Genomic DNA, 21,791 nt, shown 5'->3' with positions numbered 1-21,791 from the left:
CCCAGATGCCCCGTCGCAAGACCGCAGCCGTGCGCTGGGCGGTGGGCGCTGGCCTGGTCTTCATGGCCGGTGTCGGCATGGTGCTGCTGTTCCTGCTCACGCTGGCCACCAACAACCGCGCGCTCTACGAACAGAATTTCACCTGGCTGGTGGGCATCAACGTGGCGGTGGCCGCCTTCCTGCTGCTGGTCATCCTGTGGCTCGCGCTCCGGTTGGCGCTGCGCCTCAAGCGCGGCAAGTTCGGCAGCCGGCTGCTGATCAAACTGGCGGCCATCATCGGCCTGGTCGGCATCCTGCCGGGCGTGCTCATCTACACCGTGTCCTACCAGTTCGTCTCGCGCTCGATCGAGAGCTGGTTCGACGTGCGTGTGGAGTCGGCACTCACCGCCGGCCTGAACCTGGGTCGCACCACGCTGGAGACGCTGACCGCCGACCTGAGCAGCAAGACCCGCGTGGCCGCCGACAGCCTGTCGCGCGTGCCCAACTCGTCTGCGGTGTTCGCGCTGGAACGGCTGCGTGAACAGCTGGGTGTCACCGACCTCGTGCTCTGGAGCGCCAGCGGGCAGGCCCTGGGCAGTTCAGGCTTGTCCCGCTTCGACATCAATCCCGAGCGGCCCACGCCGGCCCAGTTGCGCAGCGCGCGCAACTCGCGGGTGGTGGCGCAGATCGAGGGGCTGGAAGAGGGCGCCGAGAACGACATCGAGGCCCTCATCGCCGTCAGCCAGGCGCGCATCAAGGTGCTGGCGCTGGTGAGCCCGCCCAGCTTCGGGCTGAACGCCGAGCCGCGCTACCTGCAGGTGGTGGTGCCGCTGCCCAGCGCGCTGGTGACCGACGCGCTGGCCGTGCAGGTGGCCAACCGCGAATACCAGGAACGCGCGCTCACCCGCGAAGGGCTGCGCCGCATGTACATCGGCACGCTCACGCTGGCCCTGTTCCTCGCCGTGTTCGGCGCGGTGCTGCTGGCCGTGCTGCTGGGCAACCAGCTGGTGCGTCCGCTGCTCGTGCTGGCCGAGGGCATGCGCGAGGTGGCGGCCGGCAACCTGGCGCCCAAGACCGCGCTGACGTCTCGCGACGAGCTCGCCAGCCTCACGCGCACCTTTGCCCACATGACGCAGGACCTGGCCGATGCGCGCGGGGCCGTGCAGAGAAGCATGGAACAGGTGGACGCCGCGCGGGACAACCTGCAGACCATTCTCGACAACCTCACCGCGGGCGTGGTGGTACTCGACGAGCAGGGCCGCCTGCAGAGCGTCAACCCCGGTGCGGCCCGCATCCTGCGCACGCCGCTCTCGCTGCACATGGGCCAGCCGCTGGCCGCCGTGCCCGGGCTGGAAGCCTTCGCCACGGGTGTGCTGCAGCAGTTCGAGCGTTTCCTCTCCGAGCAGACCCTGCACGAGGGAGGCCACTGGCAACAATCGTTCGAGCTCAGCGCCGATGGCAGCACGCCGTTCGACGAAGGCATCACGCTGATTGCGCGCGGTGCCCTGCTGCCACACAACCAGCGCCTGCTGGTGTTCGACGACGTGTCGGAAATGGTGTCGGCCCAGCGCGCCAAGGCCTGGGGTGAAGTGGCGCGCCGGCTGGCGCACGAGATCAAGAACCCGCTCACGCCCATCCAGTTGTCGGCCGAGCGCCTGGCCATGAAGCTCGACGGCAAGGTGCAGCCGACCGAGCAGGCGATCCTCAACAAATCGGTGCGCACCATCGTCGACCAGGTCGATGCCATGAAGCGGCTGGTCAATGAGTTCCGCGACTACGCGCGCCTGCCCGCCGCACGCCTGGCGCCCACCGACCTCAATGCGCTGGTCAAGGACATCCTGGTGCTGTACGACCACGCCGCCGTGCCGGTGCGCCTGGAACTCGCCGACGACCTGCCCCTGGCGCTGGCCGATGGACAGCAGGTGCGCCAGACGCTGCACAACCTGGTGCAGAACGCGCAGGATGCCATGTCGGGCCTGCCGGGAGCGGAGGTCGTGCTGCGCACCCGCCGCTCCGACACCGGCCAGTGGGTGCGCCTGTCCGTGCTCGACCAGGGCCCCGGTTTTGCCGAGCACATCCTCAAGCGCGCCTTCGAGCCCTACGTCACCACCAAGACCAAAGGCACCGGCCTGGGCCTGGCGGTGGTCAAGAAAATCATGGACGAACACGGTGGCCGGGTCGACCTGGCCAATCGCATGACCGAAGGCAAGGTGAGCGGCGCCCAAGTGTCGTTATCATTCGCAGTTGCGAATTGACAACATGCTCCAAGGGAAGCACACCGAGCCATGGCAACTATTCTGGTCGTAGACGACGAATTGGGCATCCGGGATCTGCTCTCCGAGATCCTCAACGACGAAGGCCACACGGTCGAGCTGGCGGAGAACGCCGCGCAGGCGCGCGCCGTGCGATCGCAGTTGCGCCCTGACCTGGTGCTGCTCGACATCTGGATGCCCGACACCGACGGTGTGACGCTGCTCAAGGAGTGGGCCAGCACCGGCATGTTGTCCATGCCCGTGATCATGATGAGCGGCCACGCCACCATCGACACCGCGGTGGAAGCCACCCGCATCGGCGCCACCGCCTTCCTTGAAAAGCCCATCACCCTGCAGAAGCTGCTCAAGGCCGTGGACCAGGGCTTGAACAAGGCGCCCCCCAAGCCGGGCAACAACGCCGCCGCGATGCCACCCGTGCGCATCGGCGGCTTCGTCGGCAATGCCGAGCTCACCGTCGAGTCGGTCATGACCGGCGGCGTGCTGCACGAGCCCATGCTCGACCTGGGTCCGCAGTCTTCGCAATCGTTCAACCTCGAAGGTCCGCTGCGCGAAGCGCGCGACGAATTCGAGAAGGCGTACTTCGAGTACCACCTGTCCAAGGAATCCGGTTCGATGACCCGCGTGGCCGAGAAAACCGGCCTCGAACGCACCCACCTCTACCGCAAGCTCAAGCAGCTCGGCGTGGACCTGGCGCGCAACAAGCGCAATGCACTCTGAGCCCTGGGCCACGGCCTGGAGAGGGGTAGCGAAGCTGCTACAATCTCGCTTCTTCCAAAGGCCCGGTAGCTCAGTTGGTAGAGCAGCGGATTGAAAATCCGCGTGTCGGTGGTTCGATTCCGCCCCAGGCCACCAAACATCTCGCAAAAGCCCATCCGTCGCGATGGGCTTTTTGCTTTCAGGATCGTGCCATGACCCACCCCACCCCATCGAATGTCCGCGCCGATCTGGTGCCGCAAGTGGCCAGGCTGCTGTCCACCCGCACGATCCAGCAGGTGGCCGAAGAAGCGCGCGCGGATGGCGAAAGCCTGCGCGATCTGGTGGACCGGTACGACATCGACTATGCGTGGCATGTGCTGGGTTCGCAACGCCTGCTGGATGAGACCCTGGCCGCATGGGGCAGCCTGCTGAAGAGCGCACCGACCGAGCAGCAACGGGCCGAGGTGGCGGCCTTGCTGGGTGCGGTGGCGGTCGGCCAGGCATCCGATCAATTGATGAGCTTTGACAACGAGCTCGCCCCGCAACTGGCCGAAATGATGGCCGATGCCGCGGGCGCGGCACAGCCGGAACACGCGCCCTCCGAAGCCGCCTGAAGCAACCAGGTTCAGGGCGATTCGCTGATGAGCCGCGCGGCCGCCAGGTCCCAGCCGGCCCAGCCGCAGCTCTTGAAGAACACCGGACCGCGCACGGCGCGTGGTGAAGCGATGACATCGCCGAGCGTGGGCAGCTTGCTCACGTCGATGCCGGCCTGAAGCAGGTCGCCGGCTTCGTGGTCGGCATCGCGCGTGTCCACCACCACGGTGCCACGCGCCAGCAGGTCGCGGCACACCTGCGGCGCCCACTCCACCATGCGGGGCGTGAATGCACCCACCGCGGCAATGAAGGCGTCGTCCCGTGGCGTGCCACGCAACGCCACTTGCTGGGCCGACGTGGTGCTCAAGACGAGGGGGCAATGCGCCAGGGCGGCATCGGCGTCTTCCACCCGGCGGGCCCGCAGGCCCAGATGCTGCGCATGCGCGACCAGCGCATCGGCGCTCGCTGCGCTGCGCGAATGCACCCACACCTCGCGCACGCCCAGGCCGGCGGCAAAGGCTTCCAGGTGCGAGCGTCCTTGAACGCCGGCGCCCACGATGAGCAGTGGCCCGTCCGTGCGCGGCGCCAGCTTCTGTGCGGTGAGCAGCGAGACGGCCGCCGTGCGGCGCGCGGTCACGGTGGGGCCGTCGAGCAGGGCGCGGCGTTGACCTGTGACGGCGTCGAACACCACGATGTCACCCTGGATGGTGGGCAGACGGCGAGAAGGGTTGTCGGCCACGAAGCTGATGAGCTTGGTGATGGCCACGCGCGCGTCGGTAGCGGGCATCACGAACAGGTTGCCACCACCGGGCATGGGCATCACGGTGCGCGGCGGCACGCTCACGCTCGGGTCGCTCAGCAAGGCTTCGACGGCCTTGGCGAGCGCAGGGTACGGCAGGGCGGCGGCGGTCTGTTCGGGTGTCATGCGCCGATCATCCTCGAGCGCGCCGGATTCGGCCAGGCTTGCCTCAGCGCCAGCCTGGCGCCTTCTTCAACACGAAGTTCATCACAGGATCATTCGACGGGCTGCCCTGGGCCGGCCGGCGGATGCCGCGCAGTTCCTGGCCGCAGCCACTGGGCGTCACGTCGCCTTCCCACACCGCGTCCATGGCGATGCCGTCGGCGGATTCGTCGAGGTTGAATTCGCCCTGGGTGACGTCGCCCGAGACCAGCGCAGTGCGGTCGTTGCCCGCGGTGCTGCGCTTGAGGTTGCCGCGCACGCTGCCGGGGTATTCCGGGTGGCGTTCGAAGAGCAGGGCGCCGGTGGACGTGGGCGCGGCCTCCTGACCGTTTTGGGGCCAGAGCTTGAGTTGCCACAGGCCATAGAGCTGCGCCGGGGCCACGTCTGCCGGCGCGGTGCAGGTGGGGCTGGCCTGTTGTGCATGCAGCGGCATGGCCAGCGCACAGGCCATCAACCAGGTGAATGGGTGGAGTTTCATGGGGCCATGTCGGCCGCTTTCTGGGCGGCCTGTTCGGTGGCGCGCTGCGCGAACTCGGCGCGCAGCGCGCGCAGTTTCTCGCGCGGATCTTCCTTCACGGTGTTCTGGTCCAGCGCCATTTCCTGGATGAAGCGGCTGGCCTGGCCGGGGATGCTTTCGCGGCCCTTCTTGCGGCGCTTGAGCCAGCTCACGGCCAGCGTGCGCTGGGCGCGCGTGATGCCCACGTACATGAGTCGACGCTCTTCCTGCAGGCGTTGCGCCATGTTCTCCACCGCCGCGTCGCTCTGGCCGGGCTCTTCGTCCATCTTGAACGGCAGCAGGCCTTCGTTCACACCCACCAGCATCACGTGCGGCCACTCCAGCCCTTTGGACGCGTGCAGCGTGGAGAGCGTCACCACGTTCTGGTCCTGTTCGCGTTCGCTCAGCGTGGAGAGCAGAGCGATGGTCTGCACCACTTCCAGCAGGCTCTTGCGTTCGCTCTCCACCTGCACGCCGGCATCGTCCTCGATCTTGCCGCCGCAGCGCGCGGCCATCCAGTCGCAGAAGTCCATGACGTTGGTCCAGCGCGCGGCCGCCACCTTCTCGTTGTCCTCGCTGTCGTGAAGGTGCTTCTCGTAGTCGATGTCCTTGAGCCAGTCGGTGAGAAAAGTTCGAGCGGCCTCATGACCGATGGTGTGGCGCGCGCGGTACTCCAGATCGTTGACCGCGCGGCCGAACTCGTGCAGCGTGGCCACGGCGCGCGCGGGCAGGGCGGTGCCCAGCGAGTTGGCGAACAGGGCCTCGAACAGGCTCAGCTTGTACTGCGTCGCGAAGTTGCCCAGCGCCTGCAGCGTGGTGTGGCCGATGCCGCGCTTGGGCGTGGTGGCCGAGCGCAGGAACGCCGGGTCGTCGTCGTTGTTGACGAGCAGGCGCAACCAGGCACAGAGGTCGCGGATCTCGGCGCGGTCGAAGAAGCTCTGGCCGCCGGACACCTTGTAGGGAATGTTGGCCTTGCGCAGCGATTGTTCGAACGACCGCGCCATGTGGTTGGCGCGGTACAGGATGGCGAAGTCGCGCCATTCCTTGTGCTGTGAGCTCGACCGCAGGCTCTGGATACGCGCGACCGCCCGCTCGGACTCGTGGTCCTCGTTGTCGGCGTCCACCACGCGCACCGGCTCGCCTTCGCCCAGGTCGCTCCACAGCGTCTTGGGAAACAGCTTGGGGTTGGGCCCGATGACGTTGTTGGCCGCGCGCAGGATGGCGCTGGTGGAGCGGTAGTTCTGCTCCAGCTTGATGACCTTGAGTTCGGGAAAGTCCTGCGGGAGGCGTTTCAGGTTGTCCAGCGTGGCGCCTCGCCAGCCGTAGATGGACTGGTCGTCGTCGCCCACGGCCGTGAAGCGCGCGCGTTCGCCCACCAGCAGTTTCAGCAGCTCGTATTGCGTGGCGTTGGTGTCCTGGTACTCGTCCACCAGCACATGGCCCATCTTCTTCTGCCAGCGCGCGCGCACGTCTTCGTGCTCGCTCAGCAGCTTGAGCGGCAGGCTGATGAGGTCGTCGAAGTCCACACTCTGGTAGGCAGTGAGGCGCTCTTCGTAGCGCGCCATGATGGTCGCGGCCACGCGCTCGTTTTCGTCCTTCGCTTGCGCCAGCGCCTGCGCCGCGTTCAGGCCAGCGCTCTTCCAGGCGCTGATGGTCCATTGCCAGCCGCGCGCGGTGGCCGCGTCGGTGGTGCCACCGCAGTCCTTCAACAGGCTGGTGATGTCGTCGGTGTCCAGAATGGAGAACTGCTTCTTCAGGCCCAGCACCGCGCCGTCTTCGCGCAACAGCCGCACCCCGAGCGCATGGAAGGTGCAGATCAGCACCCGCTTGGCCTCGCGCCCCACCAGCTGGCCTGCGCGCTCGCGCATTTCGGCAGCGGCCTTGTTGGTGAACGTGATGGCGGCGATGCGGTCGGCGGCGAGACCCGCCTGGATGAGCCGCCCGATCTTGTGCGTGATCACGCGCGTCTTGCCCGACCCTGCGCCCGCGAGCACCAGGCACGGCCCGCCCAGGTGGTTCACGGCTTCGAGCTGGGCGAGGTTGAGGCCGTTGGACATGGAAAAAGGAAACGGACGGGGAAGGCTTCTGGGGAAGCGGTGGATCATACCGGTCGGTCCTGGCAGTCCCGCTCGTCGGCGCCTGACACAATCGCACCCGTGCTGCAAATCCTGCTCGTCACCTTTCCCTTCTTTGCCCTTGTGCTGGCCGGCTATGTGGCCGCGCGCCGGCGCCTGCTGCCGCTGGAGGCGATCCCGGGCCTCAACGGCTTCGTGCTTTACTTTGCGCTGCCCTGCATGCTGTACCGCTTCGGGTCCACCACGCCCATTGCGCAGCTGCTCGATGTCAACGTGGCGGGTGTGTACGTGGTGTGCGGTCTGCTCATGGTGGGCGTGACGATCGCGTTCACGCTGAACGCGCGCATTCGCTGGAACGACGCCTCGCTGGGCGCGCTGGTGGCGGCGTTCCCCAATTCGGGCTTCATGGGTGTGCCGCTGATCGTGGCTTTGCTGGGCGCGTCGGCGGCGGGCACGGTGATCCTCACCATGGTGGTGGACATGCTGGTCACCAGCTCGCTGTGCATCGCGCTCTCGCGGCTGGACACCGCTGAAGGCAACGGTCGTTCGGCCGTGATCGATGCCGGGCGCAAGGCGCTCAAGGGTGTGCTGGCCAACCCCATGCCCTGGGCCATCATCCTGGGTGGCACGGCGTCGGCCTGGGCGTTCACCCTGCCCAGGCCGGTGGAACAGACGGTGTGGCTGCTTGCCGACTCGGCTTCCCCGGTGGCGCTGTTCACCATCGGCGCGGTGCTTGCGCGTGCGCAGATGACCGCCAACCACCCCATGCCGCTGGCCGATTACCTTCCGGTGGCGGTCATGAAGCTCTTCATTCACCCGATGCTGGTGCTGGCGGTGGGGCTGCTCGCCATCCAGGCGGGGCTGCCGCTGACGTCGTCGTCCCTCACGGTGATGGTGCTGGTGGCTGCGCTGCCCAGCGCCAGCAATGTCTCGCTGCTGGCCGAGCGCTTCGGCGCGGACAACGGGCGCATCGCGCGCATCATCCTGGTGACCACCGCCGTGTCCTTCCTCACCTTCTCGGGTGCGGTCGCGCTCATGACCTGAGCGTTCCGGCTCAGCGCTGGCCCTTGCCCAGCGTTTCTTCTTCGATCAGCAGATACGTGTTGTAGGCGTTCATGCGGTTGGCTGGGCCGAACATCGGCATGGCTTCGAACGCGCTCCAGTCGGTGCTGGCGTAGGCCTCGTCGAACGGCACGAAGTCTTCCACCGCCTTGCCCATGGTCTCGCGCAGGTGTTTCAGATAGTCGCGCGTGGTGCCGATGTCTTTCTTCGGGTCGATCGATGCCGGTCCGTGGCCCGGCACGACGCTGCGTGTGTCGTAGGCGAGCAGGCGGTCCAGCGACCGGATCCACTGGCTGCTGTTGGCGCGGCCCACGAACGGCAGGCGGCCATTGAAGAACAGGTCGCCGGCGAACAACAGCTTCTCGGAAGGCACGTACACCGTGATGTCTTCCGGCGTGTGGGAGGGACCGACGCGGTCGAGCTCGAACACCACGCCGCCCACACGCAACGTGGTGGTGCCTTCGATCCAGGTGTCGGCCGCCACCAGGCGGGTGTGGGCGTCGATCCACGGCGCGAGGTCGGCGCGCGAAGCCTCCAGGCGCAGTTGCGCGGTCTCTGACTGCATGTACTCCTTGGCCGCCACGTGCGCGATCACCTGGGCACCGTGCTGTTTGAAGTGCTGCAGGCCGTAAATGTGATCGGCGTGGTAGTGGGTCAGGATGACGTGCGTCACCGGCTTGTCGGTCAGCTGACGGATCGCCTGGGTCAGCCGCTCGGCCAGCCGGGGTGAACCCAGCGCGTCCACCACCACCACGCCGGCGGGCGTGATCACGAAGCCGGCGTTGCTGATGAAGTTCTGGTTCTTCGTGGACCCGAGCTGCGTGAGACCCTGAACGTAATAGCTGTGCGGGCCCACCTGCTCCACGCGCATCGCAGGCTCCGGGGCCACCTGCGCAGCAACTGCCAGCGGCACCACCAGGCCAAGGATCAGCAGGGCTCGACGAAGCGGGAAAAGCATGGTGTGTCTCCGGAAACCTGGGAATGCAATTCTGGGCTTATATCGCAGTTCACTTATGTTTATCCTTTTTCCTTCAGTTTTCCTGTCGTCCTGCCGACATTCTGGTACGCGAGACCCACAGGCGCCTGCCGCGCCTTTCGCCCAGTCAGGAGCTGTCCATGATGTCGCCCCCTCTGCCCCGCAACGAGTCCAACCGGCTGCAAGCCCTGCGCGAGCTGGTCATCCTCGACACACCGCCCGAAGAGCGGTTCGACCGCATCTCGGCCTTCGCCGCCAAGGAGTTCGAAGTTCCGATGGCGATGGTCTCCCTGGTGGACCGGGATCGGCTCTGGTCAAAGTCGCAGTTCGGCTTCGAGGACCGGGAAACCCCGCGCGAGGAATCGTTCTGCGGCCACGCCATCCACATGCCCGACGCGCTGGTGGTGCACGACGCGCTGAAGGACGCGCGCTTCTGCCAGAACCCCATGGTGATCGGCAAGCCTTATGTGCGCTTCTACGCCGGCTCGGTGCTTCGCCTGCCCTATGGCCAGGTGGTGGGCACGCTGTGCATCATGGACCGCCGTCCGCGTCCGTTCGACCGCCTGGATGTCGCCATTCTCGGCGGCTTGCGCGACATGGTGGTGGAAGAAATGTTCCGTCGCGAGGAGGCCACGACATGAGCACGGGCGACACGCGCCCGCCCTCGGGCACCCTGCTGCTCATCGAACCCGATGGACTGCTTCGCAGCACCGTTGCCTCGGTCTGCCGGGACCTGCAACTGGTGCACGTACAGCAGGCCACGAGCGTGGGCATGGCCGAGCCCATGTTGAAGTCGGGGATGGCCGACGGGCTGCTGATCTCGCTGGCCGAAGGCGAAACGTCGCTGGCCTGCCTGACCCGCTTGCGAGAAGGCGGATTTGGGTGCGAAGCCCACATGCCGGTCGCTGTGATGGCGCGCGAAGGTGATCCGGCCCTGATCAAGCAGTTGAAGGCCCTGGAGGTTCGGCGCCTGCTGCTGCAACCCTACCGTTTGCGCGACGTGATCCAGACCGTCGAGCAGCTGTGGGCCGCTCGCGCGGGCGCTTGTGCCTGAGAGCCGCTGAGCGGTCTCACCTTTTTGCTGCCCGTGCCGATGAAGAGGCACGTGTGTGAGCCCGACCGGCCATTCACGTGCCTCCCATCCCATCCGGAGCTCACCATGATCAAGGCGCCACTGCCCCACAACGAGGCCCAGCGGCTTCGCGCCCTGCGCGAGCTGTTGATCCTCGATACCCCACCCGAAGAGCGCTTCGACCGGGTCGCGGCTTTCGCGGCCAGGGAATTCGATGTGCCGATGGCCCTGGTCTCGCTGGTGGACCGCGACCGCCAGTGGTTCAAGTCCAACTTCGGCATGGACGTTTGTGAGACCGCGCGCGACATCTCTTTCTGCGGGCATGCAATCAGCGAGCGGGATGGCCTGGTGGTGCCGGACACTCTGAAAGACCTGCGATTTCGTGACAACCCCCTGGTGGTTGGTGAGCCTTTGATCCGCTTCTACGCTGGCTGCGTGCTGCGCCTGCCCTATGGCGAGGTGGTGGGCACGCTGTGCGTCATGGACCGTCGACCGCGCAAGTTCGATCGCCTGGACGTGGCGATTCTCGGCGGCCTGCGCGACGTGGTGGTGGAAGAACTGGTTCGCCGTGAAGAGGTCGTTTCGTGAGCGCGAATCCAGCTGCGCGACAGCGCATATTGCTGCTGATCGAACCCGATGGTCTCGTCCGAAGCACGGTCGCGTCGGTCTGTCGCGATCTGCAGCTCGCACGCGTGCGCCAGATCACCAGTGTGGCTATGGGCGAGGAGTGGCTGAAATCGGGCAGACCCGACGGGCTGCTGATTTCACTGAGCGAAGGCGACGCTTCGCTGGCATTTCTGACACGCCTGCGCGAAGGTGGCATGCGCTGCGACGCCGGGATTCCGGTGGCCGCCATGGCGCGTGACGCCGATGCGGCGTTGGTGGCGCGACTCAAGGAACTGAATGTGCGCCGGTTCCTGTTGCAACCCTTCAAGCTGCGCGACGTGATTCACACGGTCGAGCAGTTGTGGCCCGCGCAGGAACTGGTGGGCGCCTAGCAACGGCTCACACCGTCAGCGGATCCACATCCACCGCGAAGCGGATCAAACCCCTCGCCTCGGGCAGGCTGCGACACGCCAGCAGCGTGGGCTGCCAGGCCGCGAGGAACCGCTGCAGCGCGCCGCGCGAGGCGGATTCCACCAGCATCTGCGCGCGTTCCACATTGGCCACGCGCTGGATCGTGAGCGGCACCGCCGGATACAGAGTCACGTCTGAAAAATGCGGCAGGCCCGGGGCAGCCTGAGCCGCTGCGTTGAGCCAGGCTTGCGCGGCCTGCTGGGTGCGTGCGTCGGCGCGCAGCAAGGCCTGGTGGCCAAAGGGCGGCATGCCCGCGCTTTCGCGCTCGGCGAGCTGGGTGGCCGCAAAGGCGGGGTAGTCGTGCCGCCGCAAGGCGTCGAACAGCGGGTGCTGCGGGTACCAGGTCTGCACCCACAGCTCGCTGGCGGCACCCTGGTCGCTCATGAACGCGGCGTCGCGCCCGGCGCGCCCGCCGGCCTGCATGAGCAGGGCGAACAGCCGCTCGGGCGCGCGGTAGTCGCTGGCGAACAGGCCCGCGTCGGCGTGGATGCCGGCCACCAGCGTGATGCGGCGGAAGTCGTGGCCCTTGGCGATCATCTGCGTGCCCACCAGAACGTCCACCTCGCCGCTGTGCATGGTGGCCAGTTGCGCTTCCAGGCTGCCTTTGTGGCGGGTCGAATCGGCGTCCATGCGCGCCACACGTGCGGGTTCGCCGTCGGGGCGCTTCACGTCGGCCAGCAAGGCCGCCAGCTGTTCTTCGATCTGCTCGGTGCCCCGGCCCACCGGTGCGATGTCGAGGTTGCCGCAATCGGGGCAGGCGCGCGGCACCCGTTCGGTGAAGCCGCAGTGGTGGCAGCGCAGCGTGCGGTCGAGCTTGTGGAACACGCGGTAGGCGCTGCAATGCGGGCAGGCGCTCTTCCAGCCGCAATCGTGGCAGGCCAGCACGGGCGCGTAGCCTCGGCGGTTGAGCAGCACCAGGCACTGTTCGCCGCGCGCAACGCGCTCGCCCATGGCCGCCACCAGCGGGGGCGCCAGCACCGCGCCCTTGGGCTGGTGGTTCATGTCCACCAGGCGCAGCCGGGGCAGCGCGCCGCCACCGATGCGCGCGGGCATGGCCAGCCGCAGGTAGCGGCCCTGCTCGCTGGCGTGCCAGCTCTCCAGCGAAGGTGTGGCCGACCCCAGCACCACCTGGCAACGTGCCTCCTGCGTGGCCAGCGCCTCCGTCTCCAGCTTGGCCCGGTACACCGCCAGATCGCGTGCCGAATAGCGCGCGCCTTCCTGGCTCTTGTAGCTCGGGTCGTGTTCTTCATCCACCACGATCAGGCGCAATCCGGGCAGGCTGGCGAGCACCGCCATGCGCGTGCCCAGGACGATGCGCGCGCGGCCCGTGTGGGCCGCCAGCCAGCCCGCCAGGCGTTGCGCTGGCGTCATGCCGCTGTGCAGGCAGACCACGGCGCCGGCGCCGAACATCGGTTCGAAGCGTTCCCGAAAGCGCGCTTCCAGTTGGGGCGTGAGGTTGATCTCCGGCACCATCACCATGGCCTGGGCCTGCGCGTGTTCGGCCAGCGCGCGTTGCGTGGCCTGAAGGTAGACCTCGGTCTTCCCGCTGCCGGTGGCGCCGAACAACAGCACGGGAGCGCGCGCGGCCTCAAGGGCTGCCAGCGCTTCGCGCTGCTCCGCGCTGAGCTCGGGGCCGTCCGCGACGCCATCGGCCGGTGTCGCGGGTTCTCCCGCGCGGCGCTTGAGGCGTCGCGCGAGCTGCACGTTGCTGAGGTCGCGCAGTTGTGGAGGCAACGCGGCCAGCGCCACCTCGCCCAGACTTCGCTGGTAGTAGCGCGCCGCGAACTGCACCAGCTGGCGCCACCGCTCGTTCAGGGGCGGCAGGCCTTCGAGCACACCGGCCACCTCGCGCGTGCGCGCTTCGCTCAAGCCTTCGGGTGGAACATCCGGGCATTCCCACACCACGCCCAGCACCTCGCGCGCGCCCAGCGGCACACGAACCAGCGTGCCGGGCGCGAGCGACAACTCACTTCGGTAGCAGAGGCCTTCAGCCACCCCACTGTGCGCCGGTGTGGGCACGACCACGTTGGGCCAGAAAGCCATGGTTAGCGCGTGTTCCTCAGCTTATGTGTCGGAATGCACGCTAAGTGCTTGATTTGAAAGTGCATCGGAACATATCCAGACATTCTGTGGATAACTTTGTTGATAGTTTGCTCCGGCGACGCCGGAACCCTTGCAAATCAAGGGTTTGCTTAAATTGCCTGCAAAAAAAGCAGAAAACAAAACCGTTATGAATCAACGACTTGCTGACCAATCTGAGCGAGTGACAGAGCTTGGTACCGCTTTCCTGGCTATGGCGCACCGCAGCACAAGTTTTGTGCATAAGTGAGGCTTGTCAAGTGCCTTTTTCCCTGATTTTTGTGTTAAGCCTCATTTCAGAGGCGCCTGAAAGAGGCGGTGCGCGGGTTTGAAAACGCGCTTCAACGCCCGCCCGGGCCGCATGAAAACATGCCTTTGAAGCTCCCGAATTCGCAGCGCCTCAAACGGCAGCGCGGAGTCGGCGAGAGTGCTGGTGCACCGCATCCACCAGCACCGACACGTGTTCTGGCGGCGTGTACTGGCTGATGCCGTGGCCCAGATTGAAGATGTGCGTGGCGCCCTGGCCCGGCCCCTGGTGCGGCTTGCCGAAGCTCTCCAGCACCGCGGCCACCTCGGCGTCGATGCGCTCGGGCGGCGCGAACAGCACGTTGGGATCGATGTTGCCCTGCAGCGCCTTGCCTTGCGGACCTTCGCCCACCTGTGCGCGTGCCTGGCCGAGGTTCACTGTCCAGTCCAGGCCCAGCGCCTCGCAATCCAGCCCCTTCATGTCGTCGAGCCACAGGCCGCCGCCCTTGGTGAAGACGATGCGCGGGATGGTGACGCCCTCGTGCTCGCGGTGCAGCTGGGCCAGCACCCGGCGCGTGTACGCCAGGCTGAATTCCTGGAACTTGCCGTCGGCCAGCACACCGCCCCAGCTGTCGAACACCATCACCGCCTGCGCGCCGGCCTCGATCTGCGCATTCAGGTACGCCGCCACGGCATCGGCGTTGATGGCGAGGATGCGGTGCATGAGGTCAGGCCGGCTGTACATGAGCGACTTCACGGCACGGTAGTCGTCCGAGCCACCGCCTTCCACCATGTAGCACGCCAGCGTCCACGGGCTGCCCGAAAAGCCGATGAGCGGCACCCGACCATTCAGCGCCTTGCGGATGGAGGTGACCGCGTCGAACACGTAGCGCAGCTTTTCCATGTCGGGCACCGCCAGCGTGGCCACGTCGGCTTCCGTGCGCACCGTCCTGGCGAACTTCGGTCCTTCGCCCAGCGCGAACGACAGCCCCAGGCCCATCGCGTCGGGCACCGTCAGGATGTCGGAAAACAGAATGGCGGCGTCCAGCGCATAACGCTCCAGCGGCTGCAGCGTGACCTCGGTCGCGTAGTCGACGTTCGTTGCCAGCCCCATGAAGCTGCCGGCCCTGGCGCGCGTGGCGCAATACTCCGGCAGATACCGCCCGGCCTGGCGCATGAGCCACACCGGCGTGTGATCGGTGGCCTGGCGCAGGCAGGCGCGCAGGAAGGTGTCGTTCTGCAGTGGGGCGAAGGGCATGGGCGGAGTGGGAAGTGGCTGGGCTGGGGACAGAGATTAACCGAGCCACCGGTGCGCGTCCCGCACCAGGGCGTGCAGCTTCAGGCCGCGCCGCTCTTGTACTTGATGCTGCAGCCGTAGGCGCGACTGGTGGCCACGCTCACCGGCTTGCCCGCACGCATCTCGCCCAGCCCCTGGCGCACGTAGTTGGTGGCCTTCTGGATGTCCTCGACCCGTGCGGAGGGAATGCTGTCGATGCCGCCGGCATACACCAGCATGCCCTGCGGGTTGACGATGTACATGTGCGGCGTGACGCGCGCTGCGTACGCCTCGCCCACCTTGCCGTCCTCGTCCATCAGCGTGGCGGTGGGGCTGGCCTTCTGTTCGGCCATCCAGCGGCCGAGTTGCGGCGGGGTCTGGTAGTCGGCGCTGTCGTCGCGCGTGGAGTTGATGGTGAGCCACACCGCGCCCTGGCTGGTCGCTTCCTTCTGCAGCGACTGCATGTTGCCCTGGTAGTGCTTGCGCACGAAGGGGCAACCGGGGTTGTTCCACTCCAGCACCACGGTCTTGCCCTTGAAGTCCGAGAGCCTGACCGGTTTGCCGGCGGTGTCGCTCAAGGTGAAGTCGGGCGCGGCCTGGCCCACGCCGGCCGCCGCGAAAGCGGGCGTGACCAGCAGCGTGCCGAAAGGCGAGAAGGCAGCAAGAGCGAGCAGGGGACGGCGTTGCATGGTGGAACTCCTGAAACAGACGATGAAAAAGACACGGCGCTAGAGTTGGGCCAGCGCCGCACGGACCTCCTCGACGGTCAGCACTTCGGACAGCACCTGCGTGGCCTGCCCGTTCTTGTAGATCGCATACACCGGCACGCCGTTGCGGCCCAGACCGGCCAGCGCGGCCGTCACGGCGGGATCGCGGCGCGTCCAGTCGGCGCGCAGCAACGCCACATTCTTGCCCGCCATGTCGCCGAGCACGGTGGCGTCGGCCAGCGTGGTGCGCTTGTTGTACTGGCAGGTCACGCACCAGGCGGCGGTGAAGTCGACAAACACCGGGCGTCCCTCGGCGACCAGGGCGGCCTGCGCCTGCGGGCTCCAGGGCTGCCAGCTGACGCCATCGACGGCAGTGGCCACCGCCTGGCCAGGGGCGGCGTCCTGCAGGCGCGTGATGTTCGGCCCGATGGCCCAGGACAGCCAGGCCAGACCCACCAGCGACAGGCCGGCAATGACGGTGCGGCCCTTGCCGCGAAGGCCCAGTGCCCACACCAGCAACGCCAGCACCACCAGCAGCATGAGCAGGGCGGCAGCGCCATCGATGCCGCTCTGTTGACCCAGCACCCACAGCAGCCAGACCACCGTGGCGAACATCGGGAAGGCCATGAGGTGGCGGAAGGTGTTCATCCACGCGCCCGGACGCGGCAGCGCGCGCGCCACCGCCGGCACCCAGCTGGCCGCGAGATAGGGCAGCGCCATGCCCAGGCCCAGCACCGCGAACACGGCGAGCGCCTGCGCCGCCGGCAACGCCACGGCCAGGCCCAGCGAGGCGCCCATGAAGGGTGCCGTGCAGGGCGACGCGATGGCGGTGGCCAGCACGCCGGTGAGGAAGGCATCTACGGTGGGGTTCCTGGCCTGCAGGCTGGCCACACGGCTGGGCAGCACGTGGCCGAACTCGAACAGGCCGGCCAGGTTCAGGCCGATGAGCGTGAACAGCGCGGCCAGCGCCGCCACCACGGCCGGGCTCTGCAACTGGAAGCCCCATCCCAGTTGTTCCCCCGCGGCGCGCAACGCCAGCAACAAGGCACCCAGCGCAGTGAAGGACAGCACCACGCCGGCGGTGTAGGCCAGGCCGTTGGCGCGGTGCGCGGGTCGGTCGTTGGCGTGCTTCGCAAACGCCATCACCTTGATGGCGAGCACCGGGAACACGCAGGGCATGAGGTTGAGGATGAGCCCGCCGAGCAGCGCGCCCAGCAAGGCCGCACCCAGCGTGAGCGGGGTTGCGCTTTGGGCTGGTGCGCTGGCGCGGGCCGCGTTGGCGTCGAGCGCGGCCTGCAGCGCTTCCGGTACGGCCACGACCTGAGGGGTGGCCGAGGGCCACGCGCCCTGCACCGGCACGTCCAGCCGGGCACCGGGCGCGCCGGGTCCCTGGCCCGGCGGATCGGCCTGGGCCACCACCAGCGCCAGCCGGGCGGGGCTTTCGCTGCGGTGGGGCGACAAGGGCACCTCGGCCGTCCAGCGCTCGCCGTCCCAGGTCTGCTTCCAGGCGGCGCCAGGTTCGATCAGTCCCGTGGTTTCGGGGAAGAACTCCAGTTTCTGGCCGCGCCAGGCGGTGGGCAGCCCGGTGAGCGAAACCTTCAGCGCCGTCGGTGAAGGCTCTGCCGTGCTGTCACCTGCGGGCACATCCCGGGGCGCGGCCTTGAAGCTGGCGTCAAAGGCCCCGCCGTGGCTGGCCAGGGAGCCCTGCACGGGAATGCGCAGCGAGAAGTTGCCCTCTTCGGGAATGCATTCCTTGCGGCAGACGAGCCACGCGGCGTAGAGCTTCACGTCGATGTGCTCGCCCTTGAAATCGGGCGACACCGTCAGCGGCACCGGCAGCACCACGGTGCCGTCGTAGCCGTAGTTGGCCAGGTTGCCGATGGGGAACTTGCGCGGTGTGGGCCAGGCGATCTCACCGGCGCTCACGCCCTCAGGCAGCGTCCACTGCAGCTCGGTGGGAAGGCCGGAGTCGCCCGAGTTCTTCCAGTAGGTGTGCCATTCGGGCGCGTGGGTGAGCTGCAGACCGATCCAGACCGGCTTGCCCGCGGAGGCGCCGTCGGGCGCGTGCGCCATCAACTCGGCGCGTGCCTGGTCGCTCTGCACCACGGTCGTGGCGGGCTTGTCGCCCAGCACTCCCTGCGCCATCACCGCCACGGGCAGCAGTGCGGTCAGCAGGGCAGCGCGCAGGCGCGCACGGGTGGCAGAAAAAGGCAGGAGCGCGAACATGGGTGAGCGGATCGGGATGGAAGGAAGCGGGCCTGGCGGGGCCGATGTGCAGCGGTAGGACGGTCCGCGCGCGCCCAAGTTCCTGCCGGGAGGGCTGGGAGCGCGGCCACCAGGGGAATATAAGTCAGCGCTGTTGTTTTGTCAGAGCGTGCCGACTTCACAAGTTTTGAAGGTTTCGGTACAAAGCACCTGAGGGACGGACGACTGGCTTGGAGGTTGATGCATGGGATCGATCGTTGAGCGCGCCCTGCTGCCGTGGGCGCAAAGAATGAAGTCGCGGGTGAACCTGCCGGTTCGCCTGAGTTGGGGCGAGCGCGGCACCTCGTCCATTGAACTCGGGGAGTTCGAGCAACCGAGCGTGGAGATTCGCGTGCGCGATGCTTCGGCGCTGCCGCTGCTGATCGACCCCGGACTCGATACGCTGGGGCAGGCCTATGTGGAGGGCCTGGTGGATGTGGACGGCGCCCTGCCCGACATCCTGGCCGTGGCGCACCGGCTGGCGGAGAACGCGCAACCCGAAGGTGGCCTGCTGGGCCGCTTGCGCCGTCGCTTCAGCCACACGCGCGAAAGCGACAGCGAAGCCATCCAGTACCACTACGACGTGTCCAACGAGTTCTACGCGCAGTGGCTGGACGAGCGCATGGTGTATTCGTGTGGCTATTTCGAGACCGGCGAGGAGTCCCTGGCCGACGCGCAGGTGAAGAAGATCGACCACATCCTCACCAAGATCCGGCTGCAGCCCGGCCAGCGGCTGCTGGACATCGGCTGTGGCTGGGGTGCGCTGGCCATCCGGGCGGCGGAGAAGTTCGGCGCGCATTGCGTGGGCGTGACGCTGTCGAAGAACCAGTACGTACTGGCGCGCGAGCGCGTGCGCGCGGCCGGGCTGGAAGACCGCATCGACATCCGTCTGCAGGACTTCCGCGACGTGAAGGACGGCCCCTTCGACCGCATCACCAGCGTGGGCATGTTCGAGCACGTGGGCCTGAACCACCTGGTGGGCTATTTCGGCCACATCCGCAAGCTGCTCAAGCCCGACGGCTGGGCCATGAACCACGGCATCACGAGCACCGACGCCTACGACGGCGAAACCCGGCATGGCGGCGGCAGGTTCATCGACCGCTACGTATTTCCGCAGGGCGAACTGCCGCACATCAGCACCGTGTTGCGCACGCTGCAGGAGGGTGGCCTGGAGGCTTTCGACATCGAGAACCTGCGCCGCCACTACATGCGCACCACCCAGCTCTGGAGCGACGCGTTCGAGGCGCGCACCGCACAGATCAAACCGCTGGTGGACGAGAAGCGCTGGCGCATCTGGCGCGTGTACCTCGCCGGCTGCGCCTGGGCGTTCCAGCACGACGAGGTGTCGATCTACCAGGTGTTGTGCCGGCCTGCCGGCGAGGACGCGGCGGGAATGCCCTGGTCGCGCCAGTGGATGTATCGGTAGCCTCCACGCTCCGCCGCTGCGCGGGTCGCTGCGTCGCCCTAATCCTGGAACCCTAGGACCACGCGGCGGGTGGTCGCGGATTTCTTCTCGATCTTCGTGACCACGACCCGGCCGATCTCTGCGGTGTTCGCCACGTGCGTGCCGCCGCAGGGCTGCAGGTCGATCATGAGCGCATCGCTGCCGATCCGGATGGTGCGCACCGTGCCGCTGCCGCGCGGCGGCGCCACGCTCATGCTTTTCACCAGCGACGGGTTGGCGTCGAGTTCGGCATCGCTGATCGCACCCACCACCAGCGCATGCCCTTCCGTCACCAGCCGTTCCAGCCCCTGGGTCAGCGCATCCTTGTCCAGCGGGTCGGTCATGTGCAGGTCCATGCGCGCGTAGTCCGGGGTGATCGAGCAGCCGTTCACGGGCACCGGAATCAGGTGGCACAGCAGGTGTGTGGCGGAGTGAAAGCGCATGAGGCGGTGGCGGCGAGCCCAGTCGATGCGCGCGGTGACCGCGGCGCCCACGCGCACCTGCGCCAGCAGCGCATCCTGGCCCGGTGCCGGAACGTGCACGATGTCCGCGGTCGGTCGGCCCTCCGCATCCTTGTCCTTGCGCGTGTCCGCGATCGCGATCACCGCGCCATCGGCCAGCGTGAACGTGCCGGCATCGCCCGCCTGGCCACCGCCCAGCGGGTAGAACACGGTGCGATCCAGCACCACACCGCGCTCGTCGATGCGCGTCACGAGCGCGTCGCAATGGGTCAGGTAGGCGTCCTGGCGGAAGAGGTCCTGTGTCATGGCGGCATCTTACGGGCGGGATCCGGAACTGGCTCTAAGATGCGCACATGCCCACCGTCTCCCGCTTCTGGTCCGATCTCACCACCGCCGATTTCGCCTCGCTGGACACGGCGCGGGCCATCGCCGTGCTGCCGGTGGCGGCCACCGAACAGCACGGGCCTCACCTGCCGCTTTCGGTGGACACCGACATCGTCAACGGCGTCGTGCAGGCGTCGCTGCCGCACATTCCCGCACCCTTGCCCGTGCTGTTCCTGCCCACGCAGGGCGTGGGTTTCAGCCCAGAACACACGCGTTTTCCCGGCACGCTCACACTCAAGGCCGACACGCTCATGCGCATCTGGACCGAGCTCGGCGAGTGCGTGGCCGCCAGCGGCGTGAAGAAGCTGGTGCTGTTCAACGCGCACGGTGGCCAGGTGGGTGCGCTCGATCTGGTGGCGCGCGACCTGCGCGCGCGCATGGGGCTGCTGGTCTACAGCCTGAGCTGGTTCAACCTGCCCCTGATCGATGCCCAGGGCCAGGACCTGAGCAACCTGTTCAGCAGCGAGGAACACCGCTTCGGCATCCACGCAGGTGAAATCGAGACCTCGCTCATGCTGGCCTTGCGTCCCGAGCAGGTGCGCATGGCGCAGGCGGAGTATTTCCGCTCCAGTTCGCAGGAGCGCGCGCCGAACTTCCCCATCCTGGGCAACGGCAAGACCGCCAAGCTTGGTTGGCAGATGCAGGACTACAACGCCAACGGCGCCGTGGGCAATGCGCGCGCCGCATCGGCCGACAAGGGCCGCGCCGTGGTGGAAGCCGCGGGCCGCTCACTGGCGCGCATGCTGTCCGAGATCGACCAGTTGCCTGCAGACATCCTCAGCGACCGCACCGCCTACAAAGCCGCGGGCTGACGCAAACGAGCCGGCGCCGGGCCGCCCCAAGCCGGATCAGCCCCGTTGGGGGGCAGCGACCCGCGAAGCGGTGGAGCGTGGGGGCGCTTTTTTCAAGCGTAGGTAATCCAGCCGTCGAATTCCTTGCTGTTGAGGTGGGGCAGCGTGTTGTAACTCAGCAGCGTGTGCCGCTTGGGGTTGAACTGGAACTCCGTCACCGCGCTGTTGCGGATGCGCAGGTTCAGCTCGATCGTGGCTTCCGGGCTCAACCCCAGCACGCGTCCCACGGCGGTGGAGATCGGCCCGCCGCTGGATACCAGCAGCACGTTCTGGCCATGGTGGTTCGCGCGCACATGATCCAGCGCACCGGTGATGCCGCTCACGAACTCGGTGTAGCTCGGCATGCCGCGTGGGCTCACCGTGCCGGCCATCCATTGCGCAAGGCCATCGCGAAGCAGCCTGAAATGGTGCCGGTAGAGCTCCGGCGCCTCTTCGGCCGAACGTGCCCGCTCCAGCGGATGCGGATGGATGGCACGGATCACCGCCTCGCTGTCGTATTCGTTGAGGCCCGGCCAGGCGAGCGGCTGCAGTGGCTGGCCTGAACCTTCTGCGATGCCCGCCCATGTCTGCGTGTGGCGACGCAGCGTGCCGGTGATGACGGCGTCGAACTTGAGCCCGCGCTCGGCCCAGTGCCGGCCGAGCTGCACGCTCTGCCGGTGACCCAGCTCGCTGAGCTGGTCGTAGTCGTCGGCGCCAAACGAAGCCTGGCCGTGGCGCACAAGGTAGAGCGTTCCCATGGCGGGGATTCTGTGGCAGCGCGATGGGTGCAATTTGTCCCCGCAGCGACTGTGGGGCGCGCGCGAGTCACAGAGGTGTCTGCCCCAGCGGCGCCGGGTGC

The 21,791-nt window shown here is 67.5% G+C and carries 20 protein-coding genes and 1 tRNA gene; 11 read left to right on the top strand and 10 right to left on the bottom strand.

The features are described from left to right. Positions 1-5: 5 nt before the first annotated feature. The 4 genes from ACTIEY_RS20630 (at position 6) to ACTIEY_RS20615 (ending at position 3,562) form a co-directional block, all read left to right on the top strand. Positions 6-2,234: an ATP-binding protein gene (locus ACTIEY_RS20630; RefSeq protein WP_439521043.1), complete on the top strand. Its 2,229-nt coding sequence runs from the start codon at positions 6-8 to the stop codon at positions 2,232-2,234. Between the two features lie 30 nt (positions 2,235-2,264). After that, a complete protein-coding gene (locus tag ACTIEY_RS20625; protein WP_439521032.1) occupies positions 2,265-2,969 on the top strand; it encodes a response regulator in 705 nt (234 codons plus the stop codon). A gap of 59 nt (positions 2,970-3,028) precedes the next feature. Continuing rightward, positions 3,029-3,104 (top strand) — tRNA-Phe (locus ACTIEY_RS20620). A gap of 56 nt (positions 3,105-3,160) precedes the next feature. After that, positions 3,161-3,562 (top strand): hypothetical protein, encoded by a 402-nt coding sequence (locus tag ACTIEY_RS20615; RefSeq protein WP_439521031.1) that lies wholly within the window; start codon positions 3,161-3,163, stop codon positions 3,560-3,562. Between the two features lie 11 nt (positions 3,563-3,573). Here ACTIEY_RS20615 and ACTIEY_RS20610 read toward each other — a convergent pair whose 3' ends face one another. Genes ACTIEY_RS20610 through ACTIEY_RS20600 form a run of 3 tightly spaced genes read right to left on the bottom strand, consistent with a single transcriptional unit; the run spans position 3,574 to position 7,056 of the window. Continuing rightward, positions 3,574-4,467 carry a delta(1)-pyrroline-2-carboxylate reductase family protein gene (locus tag ACTIEY_RS20610; protein ID WP_439521030.1) on the bottom strand — a complete coding sequence of 298 codons (894 nt, stop codon included), beginning with the start codon at positions 4,465-4,467 and terminating at the stop codon, positions 3,574-3,576. A gap of 43 nt (positions 4,468-4,510) precedes the next feature. Further along, complete coding sequence (locus ACTIEY_RS20605; protein ID WP_439521029.1) at positions 4,511-4,981, bottom strand: hypothetical protein; 471 nt, start codon at positions 4,979-4,981, stop codon at positions 4,511-4,513. Then, entirely contained in the window at positions 4,978-7,056 is a 2,079-nt protein-coding gene (locus tag ACTIEY_RS20600; protein ID WP_439521028.1) for an ATP-dependent helicase, read from the bottom strand. Before ACTIEY_RS20600 ends, ACTIEY_RS20605 begins: the two co-directional genes overlap by 4 nt. A 99-nt stretch (positions 7,057-7,155) precedes the next feature. Between ACTIEY_RS20600 and ACTIEY_RS20595 the strand changes: the two genes are divergently transcribed. Next, complete coding sequence (locus ACTIEY_RS20595) at positions 7,156-8,118, top strand: AEC family transporter (protein ID WP_439521027.1); 963 nt, start codon at positions 7,156-7,158, stop codon at positions 8,116-8,118. Between the two features lie 10 nt (positions 8,119-8,128). On the opposite strand, the gene ACTIEY_RS20590 is transcribed toward ACTIEY_RS20595, so the two are convergent. After that, positions 8,129-9,094: an MBL fold metallo-hydrolase gene (locus tag ACTIEY_RS20590; protein WP_439521026.1), complete on the bottom strand. Its 966-nt coding sequence runs from the start codon at positions 9,092-9,094 to the stop codon at positions 8,129-8,131. Between the two features lie 158 nt (positions 9,095-9,252). Between ACTIEY_RS20590 and ACTIEY_RS20585 the strand changes: the two genes are divergently transcribed. From ACTIEY_RS20585 to ACTIEY_RS20570, 4 genes are all read left to right on the top strand, one after another. Then, a complete protein-coding gene (locus tag ACTIEY_RS20585; RefSeq protein ID WP_439521025.1) occupies positions 9,253-9,753 on the top strand; it encodes a GAF domain-containing protein in 501 nt (166 codons plus the stop codon). After that, positions 9,750-10,166: a hypothetical protein gene (locus ACTIEY_RS20580; RefSeq protein ID WP_439521024.1), complete on the top strand. Its 417-nt coding sequence runs from the start codon at positions 9,750-9,752 to the stop codon at positions 10,164-10,166. Before ACTIEY_RS20585 ends, ACTIEY_RS20580 begins: the two co-directional genes overlap by 4 nt. Positions 10,167-10,271: 105 nt before the next feature. Continuing rightward, positions 10,272-10,772 (top strand): GAF domain-containing protein, encoded by a 501-nt coding sequence (locus ACTIEY_RS20575; protein WP_439521023.1) that lies wholly within the window; start codon positions 10,272-10,274, stop codon positions 10,770-10,772. Further along, positions 10,769-11,182, top strand: a complete 414-nt coding sequence (locus ACTIEY_RS20570; RefSeq protein ID WP_439521022.1) for a hypothetical protein — start codon at positions 10,769-10,771, stop codon at positions 11,180-11,182. Before ACTIEY_RS20575 ends, ACTIEY_RS20570 begins: the two co-directional genes overlap by 4 nt. A gap of 7 nt (positions 11,183-11,189) precedes the next feature. Here the strand turns inward: ACTIEY_RS20570 and priA are convergent, their stop codons facing one another. From priA to ACTIEY_RS20550, 4 genes are all read right to left on the bottom strand, one after another. Then, positions 11,190-13,304, bottom strand: a complete 2,115-nt coding sequence (priA, locus tag ACTIEY_RS20565) for a replication restart helicase PriA (protein ID WP_439521021.1) — start codon at positions 13,302-13,304, stop codon at positions 11,190-11,192. Positions 13,305-13,740: 436 nt separating this feature from the next. After that, the gene (gene hemE, locus ACTIEY_RS20560; RefSeq protein ID WP_439521020.1) at positions 13,741-14,844 is read right to left on the bottom strand and encodes a uroporphyrinogen decarboxylase; all 1,104 of its coding nucleotides are present in this window, start codon (positions 14,842-14,844) and stop codon (positions 13,741-13,743) included. Between the two features lie 80 nt (positions 14,845-14,924). Then, positions 14,925-15,551 (bottom strand): redoxin domain-containing protein, encoded by a 627-nt coding sequence (locus ACTIEY_RS20555; protein WP_439521019.1) that lies wholly within the window; start codon positions 15,549-15,551, stop codon positions 14,925-14,927. Positions 15,552-15,590: 39 nt separating this feature from the next. Next, positions 15,591-17,795: a protein-disulfide reductase DsbD family protein gene (locus ACTIEY_RS20550; protein WP_439521018.1), complete on the bottom strand. Its 2,205-nt coding sequence runs from the start codon at positions 17,793-17,795 to the stop codon at positions 15,591-15,593. Between the two features lie 223 nt (positions 17,796-18,018). Here ACTIEY_RS20550 and ACTIEY_RS20545 point away from each other — a divergent pair, with 223 nt between their 5' ends. Further along, complete coding sequence (locus ACTIEY_RS20545) at positions 18,019-19,239, top strand: class I SAM-dependent methyltransferase (protein WP_439521017.1); 1,221 nt, start codon at positions 18,019-18,021, stop codon at positions 19,237-19,239. 38 nt (positions 19,240-19,277) lie between these two features. On the opposite strand, the gene ACTIEY_RS20540 is transcribed toward ACTIEY_RS20545, so the two are convergent. Further along, positions 19,278-20,024, bottom strand: coding sequence for an alanyl-tRNA editing protein (locus ACTIEY_RS20540; RefSeq protein ID WP_439521016.1), 747 nt, complete (start codon positions 20,022-20,024; stop codon positions 19,278-19,280). Between the two features lie 47 nt (positions 20,025-20,071). Here ACTIEY_RS20540 and ACTIEY_RS20535 point away from each other — a divergent pair, with 47 nt between their 5' ends. Beyond that, a complete protein-coding gene (locus ACTIEY_RS20535; RefSeq protein ID WP_439521015.1) occupies positions 20,072-20,914 on the top strand; it encodes a creatininase family protein in 843 nt (280 codons plus the stop codon). Positions 20,915-21,006: 92 nt separating this feature from the next. Here ACTIEY_RS20535 and ACTIEY_RS20530 read toward each other — a convergent pair whose 3' ends face one another. Continuing rightward, positions 21,007-21,690, bottom strand: a complete 684-nt coding sequence (locus ACTIEY_RS20530) for a histidine phosphatase family protein (RefSeq protein ID WP_439521014.1) — start codon at positions 21,688-21,690, stop codon at positions 21,007-21,009. Positions 21,691-21,791 lie beyond the last annotated feature (101 nt).

The sequence above is a fragment of the Hydrogenophaga sp. genome, assembly GCF_051858985.1.
GTDB lineage: Bacteria > Pseudomonadota > Gammaproteobacteria > Burkholderiales > Burkholderiaceae_C > Hydrogenophaga.
Note: the sequence above shows the minus strand (reverse complement) of the source record. Positions and strands in the feature narration are given on the sequence as shown.